General features: G+C 61.0%; 22 protein-coding genes. 10 read left to right on the forward strand and 12 right to left on the reverse strand.

Features of this window, described 5'->3' with window-relative positions:
* Both AC3WJW_RS27525 and AC3WJW_RS27530 read left to right on the forward strand, forming a co-directional pair.
* Positions 1–582: a hypothetical protein gene (locus AC3WJW_RS27525; RefSeq protein ID WP_493728183.1), complete on the forward strand. Its 582-nt coding sequence runs from the start codon at positions 1–3 to the stop codon at positions 580–582.
* A 74-nt stretch (positions 583–656) separates the two neighbouring features.
* Positions 657–1238: a GGDEF domain-containing protein gene (locus AC3WJW_RS27530; RefSeq protein WP_493728184.1), complete on the forward strand. Its 582-nt coding sequence runs from the start codon at positions 657–659 to the stop codon at positions 1236–1238.
* 121 nt (positions 1239–1359) lie between these two features.
* Here the strand turns inward: AC3WJW_RS27530 and AC3WJW_RS27535 are convergent, their stop codons facing one another.
* A complete protein-coding gene (locus AC3WJW_RS27535; RefSeq protein WP_015095381.1) occupies positions 1360–1785 on the reverse strand; it encodes a VOC family protein in 426 nt (141 codons plus the stop codon).
* A gap of 113 nt (positions 1786–1898) precedes the next feature.
* Here AC3WJW_RS27535 and AC3WJW_RS27540 point away from each other — a divergent pair, with 113 nt between their 5' ends.
* A complete protein-coding gene (locus AC3WJW_RS27540; RefSeq protein WP_493728185.1) occupies positions 1899–2753 on the forward strand; it encodes a LysR family transcriptional regulator in 855 nt (284 codons plus the stop codon).
* Positions 2754–2932: 179 nt separating this feature from the next.
* Here AC3WJW_RS27540 and fabI read toward each other — a convergent pair whose 3' ends face one another.
* The 8 genes from fabI to gloB all read right to left on the reverse strand — a co-directional run bounded on the left by fabI (position 2933) and on the right by gloB (position 13679).
* Entirely contained in the window at positions 2933–3727 is a 795-nt protein-coding gene (gene fabI / locus AC3WJW_RS27545; protein ID WP_008028639.1) for an enoyl-ACP reductase FabI, read from the reverse strand.
* A 19-nt stretch (positions 3728–3746) separates the two neighbouring features.
* The gene (locus AC3WJW_RS27550; RefSeq protein ID WP_493728186.1) at positions 3747–5357 is read right to left on the reverse strand and encodes an ABC transporter ATP-binding protein; all 1611 of its coding nucleotides are present in this window, start codon (positions 5355–5357) and stop codon (positions 3747–3749) included.
* Position 5358: 1 nt separating this feature from the next.
* On the reverse strand, positions 5359–6378 hold the full coding sequence (locus AC3WJW_RS27555; protein ID WP_493728187.1) for an ABC transporter permease: 1020 nt from the start codon (positions 6376–6378) through the stop codon (positions 5359–5361).
* Between the two features lies 1 nt (position 6379).
* On the reverse strand, positions 6380–7453 hold the full coding sequence (locus AC3WJW_RS27560; RefSeq protein WP_007979116.1) for a microcin C ABC transporter permease YejB: 1074 nt from the start codon (positions 7451–7453) through the stop codon (positions 6380–6382).
* A 4-nt stretch (positions 7454–7457) separates the two neighbouring features.
* Complete coding sequence (locus AC3WJW_RS27565) at positions 7458–9299, reverse strand: extracellular solute-binding protein (RefSeq protein ID WP_493728188.1); 1842 nt, start codon at positions 9297–9299, stop codon at positions 7458–7460.
* Positions 9296–11116, reverse strand: coding sequence for an extracellular solute-binding protein (locus AC3WJW_RS27570; protein ID WP_493728200.1), 1821 nt, complete (start codon positions 11114–11116; stop codon positions 9296–9298). The genes AC3WJW_RS27565 and AC3WJW_RS27570 overlap by 4 nt, the downstream gene beginning before the upstream one ends.
* Positions 11117–11381: 265 nt before the next feature.
* Positions 11382–12812 carry a transglycosylase SLT domain-containing protein gene (locus tag AC3WJW_RS27575; protein ID WP_493728189.1) on the reverse strand — a complete coding sequence of 477 codons (1431 nt, stop codon included), beginning with the start codon at positions 12810–12812 and terminating at the stop codon, positions 11382–11384.
* 99 nt (positions 12813–12911) lie between these two features.
* On the reverse strand, positions 12912–13679 hold the full coding sequence (gene gloB / locus AC3WJW_RS27580) for a hydroxyacylglutathione hydrolase (protein ID WP_493728190.1): 768 nt from the start codon (positions 13677–13679) through the stop codon (positions 12912–12914).
* A 65-nt stretch (positions 13680–13744) separates the two neighbouring features.
* Between gloB and AC3WJW_RS27585 the strand changes: the two genes are divergently transcribed.
* From AC3WJW_RS27585 to AC3WJW_RS27605, 5 genes are all read left to right on the forward strand, one after another.
* Positions 13745–14503 (forward strand): class I SAM-dependent methyltransferase, encoded by a 759-nt coding sequence (locus AC3WJW_RS27585; RefSeq protein WP_150718337.1) that lies wholly within the window; start codon positions 13745–13747, stop codon positions 14501–14503.
* A gap of 93 nt (positions 14504–14596) precedes the next feature.
* The gene (gene rnhA, locus AC3WJW_RS27590; protein WP_007996378.1) at positions 14597–15049 is read left to right on the forward strand and encodes a ribonuclease HI; all 453 of its coding nucleotides are present in this window, start codon (positions 14597–14599) and stop codon (positions 15047–15049) included.
* Positions 15050–15203: 154 nt separating this feature from the next.
* Positions 15204–15965: a DNA polymerase III subunit epsilon gene (dnaQ, locus tag AC3WJW_RS27595; RefSeq protein ID WP_116579241.1), complete on the forward strand. Its 762-nt coding sequence runs from the start codon at positions 15204–15206 to the stop codon at positions 15963–15965.
* Positions 15966–16148: 183 nt separating this feature from the next.
* Positions 16149–18404 carry an Orn/Lys/Arg family decarboxylase gene (locus tag AC3WJW_RS27600; RefSeq protein WP_493728191.1) on the forward strand — a complete coding sequence of 752 codons (2256 nt, stop codon included), beginning with the start codon at positions 16149–16151 and terminating at the stop codon, positions 18402–18404.
* 14 nt (positions 18405–18418) lie between these two features.
* The gene (locus tag AC3WJW_RS27605; RefSeq protein WP_007979127.1) at positions 18419–19033 is read left to right on the forward strand and encodes a GNAT family N-acetyltransferase; all 615 of its coding nucleotides are present in this window, start codon (positions 18419–18421) and stop codon (positions 19031–19033) included.
* Here the strand turns inward: AC3WJW_RS27605 and AC3WJW_RS27610 are convergent.
* Both AC3WJW_RS27610 and AC3WJW_RS27615 read right to left on the reverse strand, forming a co-directional pair.
* Positions 18999–19892, reverse strand: a complete 894-nt coding sequence (locus AC3WJW_RS27610) for a LysR substrate-binding domain-containing protein (protein WP_493728192.1) — start codon at positions 19890–19892, stop codon at positions 18999–19001. The two genes, AC3WJW_RS27605 and AC3WJW_RS27610, sit on opposite strands and share 35 nt — an antisense overlap.
* Positions 19893–19980: 88 nt before the next feature.
* On the reverse strand, positions 19981–20208 hold the full coding sequence (locus AC3WJW_RS27615; protein WP_493728193.1) for a hypothetical protein: 228 nt from the start codon (positions 20206–20208) through the stop codon (positions 19981–19983).
* 175 nt (positions 20209–20383) lie between these two features.
* Between AC3WJW_RS27615 and AC3WJW_RS27620 the strand changes: the two genes are divergently transcribed.
* The gene (locus AC3WJW_RS27620; protein WP_217835369.1) at positions 20384–20944 is read left to right on the forward strand and encodes an NADPH-dependent FMN reductase; all 561 of its coding nucleotides are present in this window, start codon (positions 20384–20386) and stop codon (positions 20942–20944) included.
* A 17-nt stretch (positions 20945–20961) separates the two neighbouring features.
* Here AC3WJW_RS27620 and AC3WJW_RS27625 read toward each other — a convergent pair whose 3' ends face one another.
* Positions 20962–21627, reverse strand: a complete 666-nt coding sequence (locus AC3WJW_RS27625; RefSeq protein WP_493728194.1) for a TetR/AcrR family transcriptional regulator — start codon at positions 21625–21627, stop codon at positions 20962–20964.
* Positions 21628–21681: 54 nt separating this feature from the next.
* Between AC3WJW_RS27625 and AC3WJW_RS27630 the strand changes: the two genes are divergently transcribed.
* Positions 21682–22785 carry a DUF2855 family protein gene (locus AC3WJW_RS27630; protein WP_493728195.1) on the forward strand — a complete coding sequence of 368 codons (1104 nt, stop codon included), beginning with the start codon at positions 21682–21684 and terminating at the stop codon, positions 22783–22785.
* Positions 22786–22813 lie beyond the last annotated feature (28 nt).

Consider the following 22813-nt stretch of genomic DNA (forward strand, 5'->3'; position numbering starts at 1 on the left):
ATGAAACGTCATCACTGGTTGCTTGGGGCGGTGATCCTGGTCTGTCTCATCGCCTATGCATCGCACGTGTTCGCCGATGACCGCGAGGCCTTGCAGGCGTTCGACACCGTGCAGAAGGTCTTCCAGAGCCCGCGTTGCCAGAACTGCCACATTCCCGGGGATTCGCCGCTGCAATTCGATGCCGGCGTGCCCCATGCGATGAATGTCGTGCGTGGCATGGACGGCAAGGGCGCGGCCGCGTTGCCCTGTGCAACCTGCCATGCGCAAAGCAATCCACCGGCCAGTTATGGTCCTCATGCGCCGCCCGGGGCGCCACACTGGAGCCTGCCGCCGGCAGCGCAGCGGATGGCCTGGATCGGCCTGCCGGCCGACCGGCTGTGCGCGATGATCAAGGATCGCGCCAGCAACGGCGACCGGGATTTCGCCGCGCTGATCAAGCACGTCAGCGACGACAAGCTGGTGCTGTGGGGCTGGAACCCGGGCGGCAATCGCGCGCCGGTGCCGGTGCCGCACGACATCTTCGTCAGCCAATTCAAACGCTGGGCCGACGCAGGAGGGCCGTGCCCGGTGGCGGGTAGCTGACCAACGGCACGCTTGCAGGGAGTCAATGCGGGTATGGGCGACTCTAAAGTGCATACCTGCAATGGGAGTGAACGATGTTGATCTCAGGCAAAACGGGCAAATCGGGTCGATCCGCGAGCCCGTTGCTCACGCCACAGCAAGAACGGGAGCGGCTGCGTGAAATGGCGCGCCAGGCCGAGCGAGAGCTGGCGGGCGTGCAAATGGCAAGCATGGATGAGCTGACGCTGCTGTCCAATCGCCATGGCTTCACCGCGCTGGCCCGACTCGGGCTGGAGGCTTGCCGGGCGCTGGAGACGCCAGCGACGCTGCTGTACTTCTCCCTCGATGAGTTCAAGCGCATCAGCTATCTGTATGGCCGGGCCAAAGGTGACGATGCGCTCAAGACCTTCGCCGATGTCCTGCGTATCGGTTTTCGTGAAAACGATGTGGTTGGCCGGCTTGAGGGCGACCGCTTCGTGGCGTTGCTGACAGGGTCTGGCAGCGTTGAAATTGCAGCGATCAAGGCACGACTCAATGAGATACTCGATGAGCGCAACGCTGCGGCGCATCGCAGTTATGACATTCGTTTCAGTGTTGTGCAGGTTGAATATGACCCGGTTGTTCATGGTTCGATTGAGGAGCTGCTGGGGGAGGCTGAGCGTGTGATGAGCCGTTAGTATGAGGCTGGCTGGGCGGGCCCAATCGCGAGCAGGCTCGCTCCCACATTGACCGGCGTTGGCCACCCACTAACCCCTGTGGGAGCGAGCCTGCTCGCGAAGGCGTCCTGACAGACACCACCTATTTGGCAAACAACTGCCCAATATCCTTGAACGCCTTGAATTCCAGCGCATTCCCGCAAGGATCGAACAGAAACATTGTCGCCTGTTCCCCCACCAGCCCCTGAAAACGAATCCCCGGCTCAATCACGAAGCGAGTTCCCAGCGACTTCAGCCGCTCGGCCAGCGCTTCCCACTCCGCCATCCCGAGCACCACGCCAAAATGCGGCACTGGCACATCGTGGCCATCGACGGCATTGGTGTGGGCTGCTTCTTGCGAAGGGTTTTTCGGCGCCAGGTGAATCACCAATTGATGGCCGAAAAAATTGAAATCGACCCAGTGGTCGCTCGACCGACCTTCTTCCAGGCCAAACACCGCACCATAAAAGTGCCGGGCGGCGGGCAAGTCGTAGACCGGAATGGCCAGGTGAAAAGGGGACAGTTGCATCGGGCGAACCTCGGTGGTGAGTGGGCGTGTGTTGAGTTTAGATCTGTGCTTTTTGATTGAAAGACGATAATTTTTGCGTCGAGCTCAAATTATTTCGATCAATCGAGGCCGCCATGTTGCGAGAACTGAAAACCTTTGTCGCGGTGGCGCGTCACGGCACGTTCGCCGCGGCCGGCATGCATATCGGTCTGACGCAGTCGGCCGTGAGCGCGCAGATTCGCAACCTGGAACAGGCCCTGGGCATCCGTCTGTTCGACCGCACCGGGCGTCAGGCGCTGCTCAATGCGGCGGGGCAGCGTGCGTTGCCGATGGCCAGGGAAATGCTCGAAACCTTCAACCGCATGGCGGTCAGTGACGATGTCAGCGAGTACCGTGGTGAGTTGAAAATCGGCGCGGTGGCGACCGCCCAGACCGGGCTGCTGCCTCAGGCGCTGCTGCGATTGCGCGAGCAGGCGCCCTTGCTGGAGCCCAAGCTGGTGCCCGGTGTGTCACTGAACCTGTTGAGTCAGGTGGACACCGGAGAAGTGGACCTGGCGATCCTGATCAAGCCGCCATTCGAGTTGCCCAAGGAGTTGTCCGCGCAGGTGATACGCCGGGAGCCGTTCGTGCTGATCGTCCCGGCGGACCTGGACGGCGATGATCCGTTGCAACTGCTCGCCGAGCACCCGCATGTGCGCTACGACCGCAATTCGTTTGGCGGGCGACTGGTGACGCGGTTTTTGCGCGAACAGCAGATCGAGGTGCACGGGGCACTGGAGCTGGATGAGCTGGAGGCCATTGTCAAAATGGTCGAGTGTGGGTTGGGGATTTCCCTGTTGCCGGAGGCCGGGTTGTGGCTTGAGCATGGGGCCGGGGTGCGAGTCATCCCCTTGGGCGAGTTGACGTTTTATCGGGAGATTGTGTTGTTGCAGCGGTACAGCCAGCGAATGCAGCCGATTCAGCAGTTGTTCGCCAAATGTCTGGCATAGCACAGACCTTGTGGGAGCGAGCCTGCTCGCGAAAGCGGTGTATCAGCCAGAAGAGGTGTTGAATGTGATTGCCTCTTCGCGAGCAGGCTCGCTCCCACAGGGGGGCTGCATCGGCCGGGGAAATCGCAGGCATAAAAAACCCGCCAATCAAGGCGGGTTTTTTATTGGCTGACCGAAGATTACTCTTCGAGGCTGCCCATGGCCGTGGTGTTGAAGCCACCGTCCACGTACATGATTTCACCGCTGATGCCGGACGCCAGGTCCGAGCACAGGAAGGCGCCGGCGTTGCCGACTTCTTCGATGGTGACGTTGCGGCGCAGCGGAGTCTGCGCTTCGTTGGCGGCCAGCATCTTGCGGAAGTTCTTGATGCCGGAAGCGGCGAGGGTGCGGATCGGGCCGGCCGATACGCAGTTGACGCGGGTGCCGTCCGGGCCCAGGGAACCGGCCAGGTAACGTACGCCGGCTTCCAGGGAAGCCTTGGCCATGCCCATCACGTTGTAGTTCGGCATGGTGCGCTCGGCGCCCAGGTACGACAGTGTCAGCAGGCTGCCGTTGCGGCCTTTCATCATTTCGCGGCCGGCCTTGGCCAGGGCCACGAAGCTGTAGGCGCTGATGTCGTGAGCGATGCGGAAACCTTCACGGGTGGTGGCTTCGGTGAAGTCGCCGTCCAGTTGGTCGCCCGGGGCGAAGCCGACGGAGTGCACGATGCAGTCCAGGCCGTCCCACTTTTTGCCCAGCTCAACGAAGACCTTGGCGATTTCTTCATCGCTGGCCACGTCGCACGGGAAGCACAGGTCAGGGTTGGAACCCCAGCTCTGTGCGAACTCTTCGACACGACCCTTGAGTTTGTCGTTCTGATAAGTGAAGGCAAGCTCAGCGCCCTCGCGATGCATGGCGGCAGCAATGCCGGATGCGATGGACAGCTTGCTGGCGACACCGACGATCAGTACGCGCTTACCGGCGAGAAAACCCATGTGTTGCTCCTCTTTCAGGTTATTGCGCAGTGGCCGGAGCCAAAAAAGCGGCTTCCAGCAACTGCTGTGTATACGGATGTTGGGGGGCGGCAAAAATGCTTTGCGCGTCTCCCTGTTCGACCACTTGGCCATGCTTGACCACCATCAACTGGTGGCTGAGCGCTTTCACCACAGCCAGGTCATGGCTGATAAACAGATACGTCAGGTTGTACTTGGTTTGCAGCGAACGCAAAAGCTCCACTACCTGGCGTTGTACCGTGCGGTCGAGGGCCGAAGTCGGCTCGTCCAGCAAAATCAACGCCGGTTTTAACACCAATGCCCGGGCAATGGCGATTCTCTGCCGTTGCCCGCCGGAAAATTCGTGGGGGTAGCGGTGCCGGGTTTCCGGATCCAGGCCTACCTCCTTGAGTGCTGCAATGATCGCTTGTTCCTGTTCCGCCTCGGTGCCCATCTTGTGGATCCGCAGGCCTTCGCCAACGATGTCGTTCACGCACATCCGTGGGCTCAGGCTGCCGTACGGGTCCTGAAACACCACTTGCATCTCCCGCCGCAGCGGCCGGACCTGTTGCTGTGTCAGGCTGTCCAGCGGCTGGCCTTCAAAGCGAATGGCGCCTTTGCTGGCGATCAACCGCAAAATCGCCAGGCCCAGGGTCGACTTGCCGGAACCGCTTTCACCCACTATCCCCAGGGTCTGGCCCTGGGGCAGGCTGAAGTTGATGCCGTCGACCGCCTTGACGTAATCCACCGTGCGCTTGAGCAAGCCTTTCTTGATCGGAAACCAGACTTTCAGGTCCTCGACCGCCAGCAGGGGCGGGCCGATCACGTTGCTTGCAGGCTTGCCGCCGGGCTCCGCTGCCAGCAGTTCCCGAGTGTACGGATGCTGCGGTGCGTGGAACAATTCTTCGCACGATGCCTGTTCGACGATGCAACCTTGCTGCATGACACATACGCGATGCGCAATTCTTCGCACAAGGTTCAAATCATGGCTGATCAGCAGCAGCGCCATGCCCAGTCGGGCCTGCAATTGCTTGAGCAATTCGAGGATTTTCAGCTGAACGGTCACGTCCAGCGCGGTGGTCGGCTCGTCGGCGATCAGCAGTTCCGGTTCGTTGGCCAGGGCCATGGCGATCATCACCCGCTGACGCTGGCCGCCGGACAATTCGTGGGGCAGGGCCTTGAGGCGCTTGTGCGGCTCGGGGATGCCGACCATCTCCAGCAGTTCCAGGGTGCGTTTGGTCGCGACCTTGCCGCTCAGGCCCTTGTGGATGCCCAGCACCTCGTTGATCTGCTTTTCGATCGAGTGCAGAGGGTTGAGCGAGGTCATCGGCTCCTGGAAGATCATCGCAATCCGGTTGCCACGAATGTGGCGGATGGTTTTTTCTTTCAGGTCCAGCAGGTTCTGCCCGGAATATTCGATGGTGCCGGAGGGATGGCGGGCGAGCGGGTAGGGCAGCAGGCGCAGGATCGAATGCGCGGTCACCGATTTACCGGAACCGCTCTCACCGACCAGGGCCAGGGTTTCGCCGCGCTTGATGTCGAAGCTGACGCCTTCGACGGCCCGCTGACAACGATTGCCGACGACAAATTCGACGGACAGGTTGCGCACTTCGATCAGATTGTCCTGATTCATTTCACTTCCTCGGGTCGAAGGCATCGCGAGCGGATTCGCCGATGAACACCAGCAGGCTCAACATCAGGGCCAGCACCGCAAAGGCGCTGATGCCCAGCCACGGCGCTTGCAGGTTGGACTTGCCCTGGGCCACCAGTTCACCCAGCGACGGGCTGCCCGCCGGCAGACCGAAACCGAGGAAGTCCAGGGCGGTCAGTGTGCCGATGGCGCCGGTGAGGATGAACGGCATGAAGGTCATGGTCGAGACCATCGCGTTGGGCAGGATATGGCGGAACATGATCGCGCCGTTCTGCATGCCCAGGGCGCGGGCGGCGCGCACGTATTCCAGGTTGCGCCCGCGCAGGAACTCGGCGCGCACCACGTCCACCAGGCTCATCCACGAGAACAGCAGCATGATCCCCAGCAGCCACCAGAAGTTGGGTTGCACGAAGCTGGCGAGGATGATCAGCAGGTACAGCACCGGCAGCCCGGACCAGATCTCCAGGAAGCGCTGCCCGGCCAGGTCCACCCAGCCGCCGTAGAAACCCTGCAAGGCCCCGGCGATCACGCCGATGATCGAGCTGAGCACGGTCAGGGTCAGGGCGAACAACACCGAAATGCGGAAACCGTAGATCACCCGGGCCAGTACGTCGCGGCCCTGGTCGTCGGTGCCCAGCAGGTTGTCTGTCGAGGGCGGAGCCGGGGCCGGAACTTTCAGGTCGTAGTTGATGCTCTGGTAGCTGTAGGGAATCGGCGCCCACAGCACCCAGGCGTCCCTGGCCTTGAGCAGTTCGCGGATGTACGGGCTCTTGTAGTTGGCTTCCAGCGGGAATTCGCCGCCGAAGGTGGTTTCCGGGTAGCGCTTGAGCGCCGGGAAGTACCAGTTGTTGTCGTAATGCACCACCAGCGGCTTGTCGTTGGCGATCAGCTCGGCGCCCAGGCTGGCGCCGAACAGGATCAGGAACAGCCACAGCGACCACCAGCCACGCTTGTTGGCCTTGAACAGTTCGAAGCGCCGACGATTGAGAGGGGACAGGTTCATCTCAATGCTCCCGGCTTTCGAAGTCGATGCGCGGATCGACAAAGGTGTAGGTGAGATCGCCGATCAGTTTCACCACCAGCCCCAGCAACGTGAAGATGAACAGCGTGCCGAACACCACCGGGTAATCACGGTTGATCGCTGCCTCGAAACTCATCAGGCCCAGGCCGTCGAGGGAGAAGATCACCTCCACCAGCAGCGAGCCGGTGAAGAAGATACCGATGAAGGCTGAAGGGAAACCGGCGATCACCAGCAGCATGGCGTTGCGGAACACGTGGCCGTACAGCACGCGGTGGTTGGTCAGGCCCTTGGCCCTGGCGGTGATCACGTACTGCTTGTTGATCTCGTCGAGGAAGCTGTTTTTGGTCAGCAGGGTCATGGTCGCGAAGTTGCCGATCACCAGCGCGGTCACCGGCAGCGCCAGGTGCCAGAAGTAGTCGAGGATCTTGCCGCCCATGCTCAGTTCATCGAAGTTGTTCGAAGTCAGCCCGCGCAACGGGAACCAGTCCAGATAACTGCCGCCGGCGAACACCACGATCAACAGGATGGCGAACAGGAACGCCGGGATCGCGTAGCCGACGATGATCGCCGAACTGGTCCAGACGTCGAAATGGCTGCCGTGTCGCGTGGCCTTGGCGATCCCCAGCGGGATCGACACCAGGTACATGATCAGGGTGCTCCACAGCCCGAGGGAGATCGAGACCGGCATCTTTTCCTTGATCAGGTCGATGACCTTGGCGTCGCGAAAGAAGCTGTCGCCGAAATCCAGCGACGCATAGTTCTTGACCATGATCCACAAGCGTTCCGGCGCCGATTTGTCGAAGCCGTACATGTGCTCGATTTCCTTGATCAGCGCCGGGTCCAGGCCCTGGGCGCCGCGATAGGCCGAGCCTGCCACCGAGACTTCGGCACCGCCGCCGGCGATGCGGCTGGTGGCGCCTTCGAAGCCTTCGAGCTTGGCGATCATCTGTTCCACCGGCCCGCCCGGGGCGGCCTGGATAATCACGAAATTGATCAGCAAGATGCCGAACAGGGTCGGAATGATCAGCAACAGTCGACGAAAAATGTACGCCAGCATCTGATTACTCCGTGCCCGCAGGATCGGCCTGCAGTATGGTTTCGACTTCTATCGCCGGCTTGATGTCGGGCTTGACCCACCAGGTGGACGTGCCGATGTCGTACTTGGGCGAGACCTTCGGGTGGCCGAGGTGGTTCCAGTACGCCACGCGCCAGGTCTTGATGTGCCAGTTGGGTATTACGTAATAGCCCCATTGCAGAACGCGGTCCAGCGCGCGGGCATGGGCCACCAGGCTTTTGCGCGAATCGGCGTTGATCAGTTGCTCGACCAGTTGATCGACCACCGGATCCTTGAGCCCCATGGAATTGCGACTGCCGGGTTTGTCGGCGGCGGCCGACATCCAGAATTCCCGTTGTTCGTTACCCGGTGAGTTGGACTGCGGGAAGCTGCCGACGATCATGTCGAAGTCCCGGGAGCGCACGCGGTTGATGTACTGCGAGACATCGACCCGGCGGATCACCAGGTCGATGCCCAGGTCGCTCAGGTTGCGCTTGAACGGCAACAGCACTCGTTCGAATTCGGTCTGGGCCAACAGGAACTCGATGACCACCGGCTTGCCGGTGGCGTCGACCATTTTGTCATCGACGATGCGCCAGCCGGCTTCCTGCAGCAGTTGATAGGCTTGCCGTTGCTGGGCGCGGATCATGCCACTGCCGTCGGTGGTCGGGTTCTGGAAGGCTTCGCTGAACACTTGCGGTGGCAGCTTGGCGCGGAACGGCTCGAGGAGCGCCACCTGATCGGTGTCAGGCAGGCCGGTGGCGGCCATTTCCGAGTTCTCGAAGTAACTGCGGGTACGCACATAGGCCCCGTTGAACAGTTGCTTGTTGGTCCATTCGAAATCCAGCAACAGCGACAGGGCCTGGCGGACGCGCACATCCTGGAACACCGGGCGGCGCAGATTGAACACGAAGCCTTGCATGCCGGTCGGGTTGCCGTTGGGAATCTGCTCCTTGACCAATCGGCCCTCGGTGACCGCCGGGATGTTGTAGGCATTGGCCCAGTTCTTCGCGGTCATTTCCAGCCAGTAGTCGAACTGCCCGGCCTTGAGTGCTTCCAGGGCCACGGTGTTGTCGCGGTAGTAATCGGTGGTCATCACGTCGAAGTTATAGAAGCCCCGATTGACCGGCAGGTCTTTGCCCCAGTAGTCCTTGACCCGCTCGTAGCGCACCGAGCGCCCGGCCTTCACTTCGCCGACCTTGTAGGGGCCGCTGCCCAACGGGATCTCCAGGTTGCCCTTGTTGAAGTCGCGGTCGGCCCACCAATGCTTGGGCAGCACCGGCAACTGGCCGAGGATCAGCGGCAGCTCGCGGTTGTTGGTGTGCTTGAACTTGAACAGCACGGTCAGCGGGTCTTCGGCGATCACTTCGGCCACGTCGTTGTAGTAACCGCGGTACATCGGTGCGCCGTCCTTGGTCAGCATCTGGAAGCTGAACACCACGTCTTCGGCGCGTACCGGATGGCCGTCATGGAAGCGAGCTTCGGGGCGCAGGTAGAAGCGCACCCAGCCGTTGTCCGGGGCTTTCTCGATCAGTCGGGCGATCAGGCCGTACTCGGTGAACGGCTCGTCCAGGCCTTGCTTGGCCAGGGTGTCGTAGATGATGCCGATATCATCCGCCGGCACGCCTTTGCTGATGAACGGGTTGAGGCTGTCGAAGCCACCGAACCCGGCCTGGCGGAAGATCCCGCCCTTGGGCGCGTCGGGATTGACGTAGTCGAAGTACTTGAAGTCGGCCGGGTATTTCGGCGGCTCGTTGTACAGGGTCACGGCGTGTTGCGGGGCGGCGCAGGCCAGCCCGGCGAACAACAGGCCGCTGGCCTGCAGGAGCAGGGTGCGGATGGGCTTCATTGATCTTTCTCCGAAGATTTCAGCCACCACGCATTCAGGCCCAGGGTGTAAGGCGGCGTGGTGACAAAGGCGAGCCGGTTGCGGTACGCCAGACGGTGATAATTGAGGTACCAGTTGGGAACGATGTAGTGCTGCCACAGCAGCACGCGGTCCAGGGCCTTGCCGGCGGCGACTTGCTGGTCTCGGGTCTGGGCGGCCAGCAACTGTTCGAGCAGATGGTCGACCACCGGGTTGGCAATGCCGGCGTAGTTCTTGCTGCCCTTGACCCCGGCCTGGCTGGAATGAAAGTACTGCCATTGTTCCAGGCCCGGGCTGAGGGTCTGGTTGAGGGTCATCAGGATCATGTCGAAATCGAACTGGTCGAGGCGCTGCTTGTATTGCGCGCGATCGACCGTGCGCAGCCGCGCATCGATGCCGATGCTGGCGAGGTTCTCGACGTAGGGCTGGAGGATGCGTTCCAGGTTCGGGTTGACCAGCAACAGCTCCAGGCGCAAGGGTTGGCCTGCGGCGTTTTGCAGGTGCTGGCCATTGAGCTTCCAGCCGGCTTCGGCGAGCAGGCCGAGGGCTTTGCGCAAGGTCTCCCGGGGGATAGCTCGGCCATCGGTCTGCGGCAGGCTGAACGGTTCGGTAAAGAGCCTGGCCGGCAGCTGGTCACGATAGGGCTTGAGCAACAGCCATTCATGCCCGACCGGCAAGCCGCTGGCCGAGAACTCGCTGTTGGGGTAATAGCTCATGGCGCGTTTGTAGGCACCGCTGAACAGCGCGCGGTTGGTCCATTCAAAGTTGAACATCAGCCCCAGTGCTTCACGGACCCTGGCGTCCGAGAAAGTCGGCCGGCGGCCGTTCATGAACAGGCCCTGGGTCTGGGTCGGGATCTGGTGGGGGATCTGTGCCCTGATCACGTCACCGCGGCGCAGGGCGGGAAAGTTGTAGCCGGTGTCCCAGTTCTTCGCCTGATGCTCGATATAGATGTCGAATTCACCGGCCTTGAACGCCTCGAACGCGACGTCGCTGTCGCGGTAGAACTCGACTTCCATGCGGTCGACGTTGTACTTGCCGCGATTGACCGACAGGTCCTTGCCCCAGTAATCCTTGACCCGTTCGAAGACGATCTGCCGTCCTGGCGTGACCGACGTGATGCGATACGGTCCGCTGCCCAGCGGCGGTTCGAATGTGGTGGCCTTGAAGTCACGGCCTTTCCAGTAGTGCTGTGGCAACACCGGCATTTCGCCCAGGCGCAGGATCAGCAGCGGATTGCCGGCGCGCTTGAACACGAAACGGATGCGCTGTGGGTTGAGGATGTCGACCCGCAGCACCTCCTGAAGGTTGGTGCGGTACAGCGGATGCCCTTCCTTGAGCAGCGTGCGGTAGGAGAACGCAACGTCGAAGGCGGTAATCGGCGTACCGTCATGGAAGCGTGCTTCAGGACGCAGGTTGAACACCACCCAACTGCGGTCCTCGCTGTACTCCACCGTCTGGGCGATCAGGCCATAGCTGGACGCGGGCTCGTCACCCGAAGGCGCGTACTGCCCGGTGCCGACCATCAGCGGTTCGTTGAGTTCGTTGATACCGTATTGCAGGAAGTTCGGTGTGGTGACCGGGCTGGTGCCCTTGAAGGTGTACGGGTTGAGCGTATCGAAGGTGCCAAACGCCATCACCCGCAACGTACCGCCCTTGGGCGCTTGCGGGTTGACCCAGTCGAAGTGGGTAAATCGGGCCGGGTACTTGAGCGTGCCGAACTGCGCATAACCATGGCTTTCGCTGATCGTCGCGCTTGCGGTGGAGCTCAAGGCCAGGCTGATCAGGAGCAGGGGCAGGGGACGCTTCAAATAGGAGATCCGATCCAGGCGGCTTGGGCTTTGTGGACCGTACAGTAACAGCTTGTATGGACAGGAAAAAGACGGGGGTATCGGTCGAGCCACAATCCCTGTGGGAGCGAGCTTGCTCGCGATGAGGGCTTATCAGTTTGCATTGATGTCGACTGACACACCGTCATCGCGAGCAAGCTCGCTCCCACAGGTTTTTGCACTGCCCACAAAAACTGAGCAGGCATAAAAAAGCCCCTGAAATCAGGGGCTCTTTTTAATGCGGATTGGCCACCGTCAACATCTGGCCGGGTTTCAGCGCCTGGCCGACACGAGGATTCCAGCGCTTGAGGTGCTGCATCTCGACGTTGAAGCGCTTGGCCACGATGGCCAGCGAATCGCCTCGCTGGACCTTGTACTTGGTCTGCTGCTTTTTGGAGTTGGCGGCAATCACGGTGTTGACGCGCCCGGAGCTGCGTTTGCTGTTGTCCTGCATGACCAGGGTCTGGCCGGGCTTGAGATTCTTGCCGGTCAGTTTGTTCCAGCGTTGCAGGTCCTTCACGTCAACGTTGTTGGCCTTGGCGATGGAGCCGAGGTTGTCACCCCGTTTGACCCGGTAGGAGCGCCTGGCGCTGGCGACCTGGGTGTCGTCGGCGCCTTCGAAGACCGGCTTGAGCGACTTCTTGCTGATCAGCTCTTCAGGGCGCATGGTCTGCAGGCTGCTGGTCAGCAGTTGCGCCTTGGAGGTCGGCACCAGCAGGTGCTGCGGGCCGTCGATGGTGGTGCGCTGTTTGAAGGCCGGGTTGAGCTGGAACAGTTCATCTTCGTCGATGTTGGCCACTTCAGCGACCTTGGACAGGTCCATGCGCTGGTTGATTTCGACGACCTGGAAATAGGGTTGGTTGGCGATCGGGTTGAGGTTCACGCCGTAGGCTTCCGGCGCCATCACCACTTGCGACAGTGCCAGCAACTTCGGCACATAGGCCTGGGTTTCGGAGGGCAGCGGCAGGTTCCAGTAGTCGGTCGGCAGGCCGAGACGCTCGTTGCGCTCGATGGCCCGGCTGACGGTGCCTTCGCCGGCGTTGTAGGCCGCCAGGGCCAGCATCCAGTCGCCGTTGAACATGTCGTGCAGGCGGGTCAGGTAATCCAGCGCGGCGGTGGTCGACGCGGTGATGTCGCGACGGCCATCATAGAAACGGGTCTGGCGCAGGTTGAAGTAACGCCCGGTGGAGGGGATGAACTGCCAAAGACCCACCGCGTTGGCCCGGGAGTAGGCCATCGGGTTGTAGGCACTTTCAATCACTGGCAGCAGGGCCAGTTCCAGCGGCATGTTGCGTTCTTCAAGGCGCTCGACAATGTAGTGAATGTAGAGGCTGCCACGTTCGCCGGCGTTTTCGAGGAAAGATGGATTGCTGGCGAACCACAGGCGCTGCTGCTCGATGCGTGGGTTGACACCCAGCCCGTCCTGCAACTGGAAGCCCTGGCGCATACGCTCCCAGACGTCCTGTGGAATTTGCGGGCTGGGCTTTTCGCTGAGCCAGATCGGCTTCTGCTTGGCACGCGCGGCGATGTTCTGCGTGTGCGCTGCATCGGTCTGCGGCGCATGGCTGGAACAGCCCGCCAGGGTGGCGGACACAGCCACCGCAATGGCTTGAGCCAGGCGGGTCAATGCGTCGGAACTGATGGCTTTGCGAATAGGTGACGACATTGGCTGGAAGTAAGTTCCGGGCAAAAATGTCGGGCGATTCTAGAAAGCGCACCCTGCGCGGTCAACCTTTCAGAATTGTTACAGCCTTGGCGGACCCCTTTAGAACGTGTCTTTCCAAGCGCGAAGCGCAGCAAAAACCATATCGGGCGCCGAGTTATCGGTGCCGGTCCGTTCGTCCGCTTTTTCTTTAACGGATGTTTCACGGGCGCGCAAGAACGGGTTTGTGAGCTTTTCCAGTGCCAGTGTCGACGGCAGCGTCATGATCCCGGACTCCCGTTGGCGGGCGACTTTGGCCAGGCGTTCGGCCGTGTCCGGATTGTTCGGTTCGACGGCGGCGGCGAACTTCAGATTGCTCAGGGTGTATTCGTGGGTGCAGTAGACCAGCGTGTCTTCCGGCAGCGTAGCGAGGCGAGTCAGCGAGCTGTACATTTGCTGTGGCGTGCCTTCGAACAGTCGCCCGCAACCAGCGGCAAACAGGGTGTCGCCGCAGAACAGCAAACCGTGATGGTAATAGGCGATATGCCCCAGGGTGTGGCCGGGGACCGCCAAGACGTCGAAGTCCCAACCGAGCACACTGACCTTGTCGTTGTCCTTGAGTGCAACGTCCCGTGCCGGGATCGTTTCGCTGGCCGGACCATAGACTGTCGCGTTTGTCGCTTTCTTCAGCAGTTCGACCCCGCCGACGTGGTCATGATGGTGGTGAGTGATCAGAATATCACTCAGTACCCAGCCCGGATTAGCCGCGAGCCAGGCGTGTACCGGGGCGGCATCACCCGGGTCGACGACCGCGCAGCGTTTGCTGCCGTGGTCTTGTAACAACCAGATGTAGTTGTCGGTGAAGGCGGGCAGGGCTGTGATCTGTATCATCGTCGGATTCGCCAAGCGGAAAACAATGGCGCATCTTAGAACTTCCTGGCGCGTTGGAGAATGCAATGACTGATAAAGCGTTCGCACAGGCTGATCCTGACTGGCTGGCGTTGATCAGCGCGGCCCGCGAGTGGCTGGAAGGTCCGATCGGGCAATTCCTGCTGGACGAAGAGCGTCGCATGCTCGAAGACGAGCTCGGGCGGTTCTTTGGTGGCTATCTGGTGCATTACGGTCCCTCGGCCCAGACCCCGCCGTCAGCGCCGCAGGTGCAGCGTAACGTACGTCTTGGCGCACCGTTGCCGGGGGTCGAGATCGTCTGTGAGGAACAGGCTTGGCCGCTGAGCGAGCACGCCGCCGATGTGGTAGTGCTGCAGCACGGCCTGGATTTCTGCCTGTCGCCCCACGGTTTGCTGCGCGAGGCGGCGAGCAGCGTGCGGCCCGGCGGGCATTTGCTGATCATCGGCATCAATCCCTGGAGCAGTTGGGGCCTGCGGCATGTGTTTGCCCAGGATGCGCTGCGCAAGGCGCGCTGCATTTCGCCGTCACGGGTCGCGGACTGGCTGAACCTGCTGGGCTTCGCGCTGGAGAAACGCCGCTTCGGGTGCTATCGTCCGCCGCTTGCGTCACCGGCGTGGCAGACCCGCCTGGCGGGTTGGGAGCGCAAGGCCGGTGACTGGCAACTGTCGGGCGGCGGCTTCTATTTATTGGTGGCGCGCAAGATCGTGGTGGGCCTGCGGCCGGTCCGTCAGGAGCGGCGCGAGCCGATGGGCAAGCTGATTCCCTTGCCGATGGCCAAGGTCAACCGTCGCAACATCGAACCGTAATACACACTTTTTCATTTGCGGCCGGGCCTGTCCCGGCTTCGGGCGTCGTCGATCTGCGATCGACGGGCCAGCGCATTTTCTGGATAGATTGGCATGAGCGATAGCGTAGAACTGTTCACCGACGGCGCCTGCAAGGGCAACCCTGGCCCAGGCGGCTGGGGCGCACTGCTGGTGTGCAAGGGCGTTGAAAAGGAACTCTGGGGCGGCGAAGCCAATACCACCAACAACCGCATGGAACTGATGGGCGCGATCCGTGGCCTGGAAGAGCTCAAGCGTCCCTGTGAGGTGCTGCTGGTGACCGACTCCCAGTATGTGATGAAAGGCATCAACGAGTGGATGGACAACTGGAAGAAGCGCGGCTGGAAAACCGCGGCGAAGGAGCCGGTGAAAAACGCCGACCTGTGGAAATTGCTCGACGAGCAGGTCAACCGCCACAAGGTCACCTGGAAATGGGTGCGCGGGCACATTGGCCATCACGGCAACGAACGCGCCGACCAGTTGGCCAACCGTGGCGTCGATGAAGTGCGCGGGTACAAGCAGGACTGATCGCGATGCCCACTGTAGGAGCTGCCGCAGGCTGCGATCTTTTGCTTTTGATCTTGAAAATCAAAGTCAAAAGATCGCAGCCTTCGGCAGCTCCTACGGGGACCGTGTTAATATCGCGACTTTTGCCCGAATACCGATTGAGAGCTGAGCACTGATGGCCACCAGATCCGTTGTACTCGACACCGAAACCACCGGCATGCCGGTGACCGACGGCCACCGGATTATCGAAATCGGTTGTGTCGAGTTGATCGGCCGACGCCTGACGGGCCGGCACTTTCACGTCTACCTGCAGCCCGATCGCGAAAGTGACGAGGGCGCCATCGGCGTCCACGGCATCACCAACGAATTCCTCGTCGGCAAGCCGCGTTTTGCCGAGGTGGCCGAAGAGTTCTTCGAGTTCATCAAGGGCGCGCAGCTGATCATCCATAACGCGGCGTTCGACGTTGGCTTCATCAACAACGAATTCGCCCTGATGGGGCAGCAGGATCGCGCGGACATCACGCAGCACTGCTCGATCCTCGACACCCTGATGATGGCCCGGGAACGTCACCCGGGGCAGCGCAACAGCCTCGACGCCTTGTGCAAACGCTATGGCGTCGACAACTCCGGCCGTGAACTGCACGGTGCCTTGCTCGACTCCGAGATTCTCGCCGACGTCTACCTGACCATGACCGGCGGGCAGACCAGCCTGTCCCTGGCCGGTAACGCCTCCGATGGCAATGGCTCCGGTGAGGGAGCGGACAATTCGGCCACCGAGATCCGTCGTTTGCCGGCGGATCGCCAGCCGACGCGCATCATCCGCGCCAGCGAAGACGACCTGGCCCGCCACGCGGCGCGCCTGGAAATCATCGGCAAATCCGCTGGGGCTCCGGCGTTGTGGGTGCAGTTGGCAGAGGCTGAAGCGCAGCAGGCGTAGGGGCATGGAAAAAAGATCGCAGCCTTCGGCAGCGCCTACAGAGAAACGCGTCCCCTGTAGGAGCTGCCGAAGGCTGCGATCTTTTGATGTTCGAATAACCGCACCGCTCGCCACTTGCGCTGCAACACTCTACCCTGAGGTGATTGGCAGGCTCTGGTCTGCCGCCTCAGGACACTGAGCCTCATGTATAAAGATTTGAAATTCCCGGTCCTGATTGTCCATCGCGACATCAAGGCCGACAGCGTCGCCGGCGACCGCGTGCGGGGGATTGCCCGGGAGCTGGAGCAGGAAGGCTTCAGCGTCGTTTCGGCGGTGGACTACACCGAAGGACGACTGGTGGCGTCGACCTACCATGGCCTGTCCTGCATGTTGATAGCGTCTGAGGACGCCAGCACCCATTCGCATTTGTTGCAAAACATGGCCGAACTGATCGGTCTGGCGCGAGTGCGTGCGCCGGATCTGCCGATCTTCGCCCTGGGCGAAAAAGTGACCCTGGAAAACGCGCCCGCCGATGCCATGGCCGAGCTCAACCAGTTGCGCGGCATTCTTTACCTGTTTGAAGACACCGTGCCCTTTCTTGCCCGGCAGGTGGCCCGCGCTGCGCGCAAATACCTGGATGGCCTGTTGCCGCCGTTCTTCAAGGCCCTGGTGCAGCACACCGCGGATTCCAATTACTCGTGGCACACCCCCGGTCACGGCGGTGGCGTGGCGTATCACAAAAGTCCGGTAGGGCAGGCGTTCCACCAGTTTTTCGGGGAAAACACCCTGCGCTCGGATCTTTCGGTGTCGGTGCCGGAACTCGGTTCCTTGCTCGATCACACTGGCCCCTTGGCTGAAGCCGAGGCCCGCGCAGCCCGCAACTTTGGTGCCGATCACACCTTTTTCGTGATCAATGGCACATCCACCGCCAACAAGATTGTCTGGCATTCGGTGGTCGCTCGCGATGACCTGGTGCTGGTGGACCGTAATTGCCACAAGTCGGTGCTGCACTCGATCATCATGACCGGCGCGATCCCGCTGTACTTGTGTCCGGAGCGTAATGAACTGGGGATCATCGGCCCGATTCCCCTGAGCGAATTCAGCCGCGAATCGATCCAGGCCAAGATCGACGCCAGCCCGCTGACCAAGGGGCGGTCACCGAAGGTCAAGCTCGCCGTAGTGACCAATTCGACCTATGACGGCCTCTGCTACAACGCCGAGCTGATCCGGCAGCAACTGGGCAACAGCGTCGAAGTATTGCACTTCGACGAGGCCTGGTACGCCTATGCGGCGTTCCATGAGTTTTTTGCCGGGCGCTACGGCATGGGCACGTCCCGTGATGAAGACAGTCCGTTGGTGTTCACCACCCATTCCACCCACAAGTTGCTGGCGGCCTTCAGTCAGGCGTCGATGATTCATGTGCGCGATGGCGGCGCGCGGCAACTGGACCGGGATCGCTTCAACGAAGCGTTCATGATGCACATCTCGACCTCGCCGCAGTACGGCATCATCGCCTCGCTGGATGTGGCTTCGGCGATGATGGAAGGGCCGGCCGGGCGTTCGCTGCTGCAGGAAATGTTCGACGAAGCCCTGAGTTTTCGCCGGGCGCTGGCTAACTTGCGTCAGCACATTGCCGCTGATGACTGGTGGTTTTCGATCTGGCAACCGCCGTCGGCGGAAGGCATCGAGCGGGTCGTCACCGAGGACTGGTTGCTGCAGCCGGAGGCCGACTGGCACGGCTTTGGCGGCGTGACCGAGGATTATGTGCTGCTCGACCCGATCAAGGTCACGCTGGTGATGCCGGGGCTGACGGCCGGTGGCGCCCTCAGCGAGCGCGGGATTCCGGCGGCGGTGGTCAGCAAGTTCCTTTGGGAGCGTGGCCTGGTGGTTGAGAAGACCGGGCTTTATTCGTTCCTGGTGTTGTTCTCCATGGGCATTACCAAGGGCAAGTGGAGCACGCTGCTCACCGAATTGCTGGAGTTCAAGCGTAGCTATGACGCCAACGTTAGCCTGGCCAGTTGCCTGCCTTGCGTGGCGCAGGAGAATGTCGCGCGGTATCAGGGCATGGGCCTGCGTGATCTGTGCGATCAGTTGCATGCCTGTTATCGCAGCAATGCCACCGCCAGGCACCTCAAGCGCATGTACACCGTACTGCCGGAAGTCGCGATGAAGCCGGCGGACGCCTATGATCAATTGGTGCGCGGTGAAGTCGAGGCCGTATCGATCGATGCGCTGGACGGACGGATCGCCGCGGTGATGCTGGTGCCGTATCCACCCGGCATTCCGTTGATCATGCCGGGTGAGCGCTTTACCGAATCGACGCGCTCGATCATCGATTACCTGGCGTTTGCCCGCACGTTCGATAGCAGTTTCCCGGGGTTCGTTGCTGATGTGCACGGATTGCAACACGAAGATCAGGGCAGTGGGCGGTGCTACACCGTCGATTGCATCAAGGAGTGAGGACCTTTCCCAGTATGCAGCCGGTTATAAATCCGAATTACCCAGGGTTGTCGGTACGGGTTGCCGATGAAGGTTTTGCCGCCTACATCTGGGGCAGTGATTTCAGTTTTGAAGTCGCGGCCTATGGTGCGGCCGAAATCGGCAAACCGGTCGCACAGTGGCCGGTGACGCCGATCACGCCTTACCGCAAGTGCTACGGCATCGACCCGGAGGAGTTCAGCAGCTTTCGCGATGCCGCCGACAGCGCGATTTTCATGGCCTATCTGGATGACCAGCCCGTGGGGCACCTGGTGGTCAGCACCAACTGGAACGGCTTTGCCCATATCGACGAACTGGCGGTGCATGCGCCGGCCCGGCGGCACGGCGTGGCCAAGGCCCTGCTGGATGTGGCGCAGTTCTGGAGCCGCAAGAAGAAACTTCCGGGCATCATGCTCGAAACCCAGAACAACAACCTGGGGGCCTGCCGGCTCTACGAACGCTGCGGTTACGTGATCGGCGGGGTCGATCACCTGCGCTATCGCGGCATCGATCCGAACACCGCCGAAGTGGCGCTGTTCTGGTATCGAATATTCGAAAACCCGCTGGAAAACCCGCTCAGTTCGTCAGCATCGCCGCGGCTTGTTCCGTGACGATGGCCAACAGGGCCTGAACCGCCGGAGATACTTCGGCGTTTTTCAGGGACAGGGCGTAGAGACTGACCGGGATAGCGGGTGCCAACGGGCAACTGTCCAGTCCCGAGGCTTTGGCACCGAGGGCGGTAAAGGGGTCGACGATGGCCAGGCCTTCGCCAGCCTCGACCATGCTGCGCATCATCTGGTGCGTCTGCACCCGGGTCTGAATCACCGGTGCAGGGCGCAAGCTGTGCAGTTTGTTTTCCAGTGCCGGGCTCAGCGGGTCGTGCCCCTCCAGGCCGATCATCGATTGACCGGCCAGGTCCTGCAGTGAAATGTATTTCTGTTTCGGTTGCAGCCAGCCATGGGGGGCGAGCAACTGAAGTTTGCCCTGGGCAATCACCTGGCAATCGAGGTCGGCGTGATCCGGGTCGTGCAGGCTCAGGCCCAGATCGCTTTCACGCAGCAGCAGGCTTCTGACGATGTCGCGGGTCGGCTGGCTCAGCAGTGTGCAAGGCGCGTCGGGCAGGCGTCGGCGCAGGGCCGCGATGCTGTGAGGCAACAATTGGTTGGCCAGGGGCGGGGTGCAGATGATGCGCAAAGGCGGCGCCAGGTATTGCCTGAGGCTGTTGGCCAGACGCTGCACCGGTTCGAGCGCGTCGTAGACCCGGGCGATTTCCACCTGCAGTTGCTGCGCTTCGCGGGTGGCCTGCAATCGTCCGCGCACGCTGGCGAACAGCATGAATCCCAACTGATCCTCGGCGTCGCGCAGCAAGCGCTCGACTTCGGCCACTGGCAACTGCAGCCATTCGGCGGCGGTGCCCAGGTGACCGGTCTGCAGGAGCGCCTGGATCACTTCGATATGGCGTAAGCGCATGCGTGAAGTCCATGTTCAGCAAGTGGAGGAGTCAGTGGCTGAATCCTACCCCAAGTCCGCGCATATGACTTCTGCTCATAACAACGGGTTATGAAGCGCTGGCGGTTTGCGGTTCGCGGGTAATGGTCACGCCGGTTTGTACCAGCATGAACTCATTGTCGTCGACCTTGTTGACACGGTCGCCAATGGCCAGCTTATAGGTAGTGACAGGCCCTGAGCCGTCTACCGCCGGGGTGGATTCCTGGAACTCGTGCACCGAATAAATACGGCCTTCCGCGTCTCTTGCATGGAACTGACCGACGAGTACTGCTGCCATCTGCTTAGAACCTCTGGAGATAAATCACTCAATTTGCGGCTCTGTAGACCGTGTCTGGGTGAGGTAAGTTTTCCTACAGGAAAAAAATAGTCAGGGACGGCGTTTTCAGTCGCCCACTGCTTGAATCGTCATCTATAACTACAAGCTCTTCCTATCGGACAGTCGAGACATTCCCATGAGCAACGTCTATTCGGTCGCCGTCGTGGTCGGCAGCTTGAGAAAGGAATCGATCAACCGCAAGGTCGCACGGGCCCTGGCTGAACTGGCACCGGCCAATCTCAAGCTGAACATCGTCGAAATTGGCGACCTGCCGCTCTACAACGAAGACATCGATGGTGCTTCACCGCCGGCAGCCTACAGCACTTTCCGGCAACAGGTGAGCACATCCGACGCGGTGCTGTTCGTGACCCCGGAATACAACCGCTCGGTGCCGGCACCGTTGAAAAACGCGATTGACGTGGGTTCGCGCCCCTATGGGAAAAGTGCCTGGAACGGCAAGCCGGGCGCGATTATCAGCGTTTCGCCGGGGGCCGTCGGCGGGTTTGGTGCCAACCACAACCTGCGTCAATCCATGGTGTTTCTCAATGTGCCGCTGATGCAGCAACCTGAGGCCTATCTGGGGAACGCCGGTTCGGCGTTCGACGAGGCGGGCAAGCTGTCCGAGTCGGTCAAGCCGTTTCTGCAAAGTTTCATCAATGCCTATGGGCAATGGGTCGAGCAGCACAAGAAAGTCTGATGTTCGTTTGCCAGCGCTCAGTCCTGCGAAGCGCTGGCCAATCGCCTGCAAACCAATGCTTCCATTTCCGACAGCCAGGCGGCGGTTTGTTCCGCCGCCGGCTGTGCCGTGATGCAGTAGCGACGACCGCCCCAGGCCATGATGACCCAGGCTTCTATAATCGGCTCTGACGGCTGCATCGGTAAATCGCCGCAGGCCGCAAAGGCTTCCCGCCATTTTTGCGACAGTTCCTGGTACACCCTTCGGTGATGCTTGGGTTCCGCGATCTGATGCTCGATGAGCGATACGGCATGGTTGAACAGGGGTTGGCGGGGATCGTCAGGGTCGCAGGTCAGGCGCACCAGTCGCTTGATGCGCGTCAGCCAGTCCAGGTCGTTTGCCTGGATGACGTCTTGATCCAGTTGAGCCAGCAGTACATCCAGGCGATGCCGGATGTAACCCGACAGCAGGGCTTTTTTGCTCGGGAAATAGTCATACAGCGTGCCAACCGCCACGCCGGCTTCGAGTGCCACGTCCCGGGTGGTCAGTCTTGACCAGCCGTTGCGCTGCCAAATCCGAACAAAGGCCTCGTAAATCGCCTCGACGGTGAAGATCGCCCGAGCCTGGCTGGGGCGTTTCAGCGGCTTGGCGCGGGAATTGAGGGTGGGGGAGCCGCCCCTGGTGTTTCCGAACCCACGCTTCATCGGCAGTCATTACCCTTGTGTGACCCGCCACCGTGTCGCAGCAGGAGACCGAACATGCAGGATTTCACTACGGTAACACGCCTGATTACCCGCAAAAATGCCCTGGACCAGAGCCGCATAGTGCAGGAGCGACGTAGCCTGGTTCCGGCAGCCGGCGAGGTGATCCTGAAGATTGATCGTTGCGCACTGACCACCAACAACATTACGTACGCGGCGTATGGCAATTCAATGAACTACTGGGGTTTCTTTCCTGCAGATGAGGAGGGTTGGGGCCACATTCCGGCCTGGGGGTTCGCGGACGTCATCGCGTCGACTGTGACCGGCATCGAAGTGGGCGAGCGCTTCTACGGTTACTTTCCGCTGGCCAGCCACCTGTGGATGCGTCCGGAACGGGTCACCGAGCGTGGCTTCTACGATGGGGCTGAACACCGGTTGGGGCTGACATCGGCGTACAACCAGTACACCCGTTGCAGCTGGGATCCGTACTACTGCCCGGAAACCGAAAACCTGCAGATATTGCTCAAGCCACTGTTCCTGACCTCTTCAATGCTGGCGGACTTCCTCCAGGACAACCAGTTCTTTGGCGCAACCCGGCTGGTGTTTTCCAGTGCGTCGAGTAAAACCGCCTACGGCACGGCGGTCTGCCTGGAGAGTCATCCGCAACTGGAACGGATTGCCCTGACCTCGGTCGCCAACAAAACCTTTGTCGAAACCCTCGGTTGTTATGAGCGGGTAGTGTCCTATGAAGAGCTGACGAGTCTTGGGAATGATCGTCCTGCGCTGTATGTGGATTTTTCGGGTGACCTCCCGTTGCGGGATCAAGTGCACCAGCACTTTGCCGGGCAACTGGTCTACAGCTGCTTCGCCGGCTCTGCGCAAAGTACCGATGAGGCACGGTTGACGGCTATCGAAGGGCCACAACCGGTGTTCTTTTTTGCGCCGATCCAGATCCGCAAGCGCAATGCCGAATGGGGGCCTGAAGGGGTCAGCCAGCATATCGGCGAGGGGTTGCTGCGGTTTGTTCGGCTGGTGACGGAAAGTGAAAAACCATTGCTGAAGGTCATTGAAAGTCGAGGTTACGAGGCAGCGCAACGCGTCATTTCCCGCTTGTTCCATGGCCAGGTCCCACCTGTCGAGGGGCATGTGATCCGGTTGTGAAGTGATTCGCGGTTGTCCGTTCAGACCA

The sequence above is a fragment of the Pseudomonas sp. GW821-FHT07G06 genome, assembly GCF_058986625.1.

What these genes read in the sequence shown, in the direction of transcription:
- rnhA (WP_007996378.1), top strand. Translation starts at nt 14,597, where the DNA reads ATGAGCGATAGCGTAGAACTGTTCACCGACGGCGCCTGCAAGGGCAAC.
- AC3WJW_RS27630 (WP_493728195.1), top strand. Translation starts at nt 21,682, where the DNA reads ATGCAGGATTTCACTACGGTAACACGCCTGATTACCCGCAAAAATGCC.
- AC3WJW_RS27525 (WP_493728183.1), top strand. Translation starts at nt 1, where the DNA reads ATGAAACGTCATCACTGGTTGCTTGGGGCGGTGATCCTGGTCTGTCTC.
- AC3WJW_RS27540 (WP_493728185.1), top strand. Translation starts at nt 1,899, where the DNA reads ATGTTGCGAGAACTGAAAACCTTTGTCGCGGTGGCGCGTCACGGCACG.
- AC3WJW_RS27625 (WP_493728194.1), bottom strand. Translation starts at nt 21,627, where the DNA reads ATGAAGCGTGGGTTCGGAAACACCAGGGGCGGCTCCCCCACCCTCAAT.
- AC3WJW_RS27565 (WP_493728188.1), bottom strand. Translation starts at nt 9,299, where the DNA reads ATGAAGCCCATCCGCACCCTGCTCCTGCAGGCCAGCGGCCTGTTGTTC.
- AC3WJW_RS27620 (WP_217835369.1), top strand. Translation starts at nt 20,384, where the DNA reads ATGAGCAACGTCTATTCGGTCGCCGTCGTGGTCGGCAGCTTGAGAAAG.
- AC3WJW_RS27575 (WP_493728189.1), bottom strand. Translation starts at nt 12,812, where the DNA reads ATGTCGTCACCTATTCGCAAAGCCATCAGTTCCGACGCATTGACCCGC.
- fabI (WP_008028639.1), bottom strand. Translation starts at nt 3,727, where the DNA reads ATGGGTTTTCTCGCCGGTAAGCGCGTACTGATCGTCGGTGTCGCCAGC.
- AC3WJW_RS27530 (WP_493728184.1), top strand. Translation starts at nt 657, where the DNA reads ATGTTGATCTCAGGCAAAACGGGCAAATCGGGTCGATCCGCGAGCCCG.
- AC3WJW_RS27550 (WP_493728186.1), bottom strand. Translation starts at nt 5,357, where the DNA reads ATGAATCAGGACAATCTGATCGAAGTGCGCAACCTGTCCGTCGAATTT.
- AC3WJW_RS27560 (WP_007979116.1), bottom strand. Translation starts at nt 7,453, where the DNA reads ATGCTGGCGTACATTTTTCGTCGACTGTTGCTGATCATTCCGACCCTG.
- AC3WJW_RS27585 (WP_150718337.1), top strand. Translation starts at nt 13,745, where the DNA reads ATGACTGATAAAGCGTTCGCACAGGCTGATCCTGACTGGCTGGCGTTG.
- AC3WJW_RS27535 (WP_015095381.1), bottom strand. Translation starts at nt 1,785, where the DNA reads ATGCAACTGTCCCCTTTTCACCTGGCCATTCCGGTCTACGACTTGCCC.
- AC3WJW_RS27600 (WP_493728191.1), top strand. Translation starts at nt 16,149, where the DNA reads ATGTATAAAGATTTGAAATTCCCGGTCCTGATTGTCCATCGCGACATC.
- gloB (WP_493728190.1), bottom strand. Translation starts at nt 13,679, where the DNA reads ATGATACAGATCACAGCCCTGCCCGCCTTCACCGACAACTACATCTGG.
- AC3WJW_RS27605 (WP_007979127.1), top strand. Translation starts at nt 18,419, where the DNA reads ATGCAGCCGGTTATAAATCCGAATTACCCAGGGTTGTCGGTACGGGTT.
- AC3WJW_RS27555 (WP_493728187.1), bottom strand. Translation starts at nt 6,378, where the DNA reads ATGAACCTGTCCCCTCTCAATCGTCGGCGCTTCGAACTGTTCAAGGCC.
- AC3WJW_RS27615 (WP_493728193.1), bottom strand. Translation starts at nt 20,208, where the DNA reads ATGGCAGCAGTACTCGTCGGTCAGTTCCATGCAAGAGACGCGGAAGGC.
- dnaQ (WP_116579241.1), top strand. Translation starts at nt 15,204, where the DNA reads ATGGCCACCAGATCCGTTGTACTCGACACCGAAACCACCGGCATGCCG.
- AC3WJW_RS27610 (WP_493728192.1), bottom strand. Translation starts at nt 19,892, where the DNA reads ATGCGCTTACGCCATATCGAAGTGATCCAGGCGCTCCTGCAGACCGGT.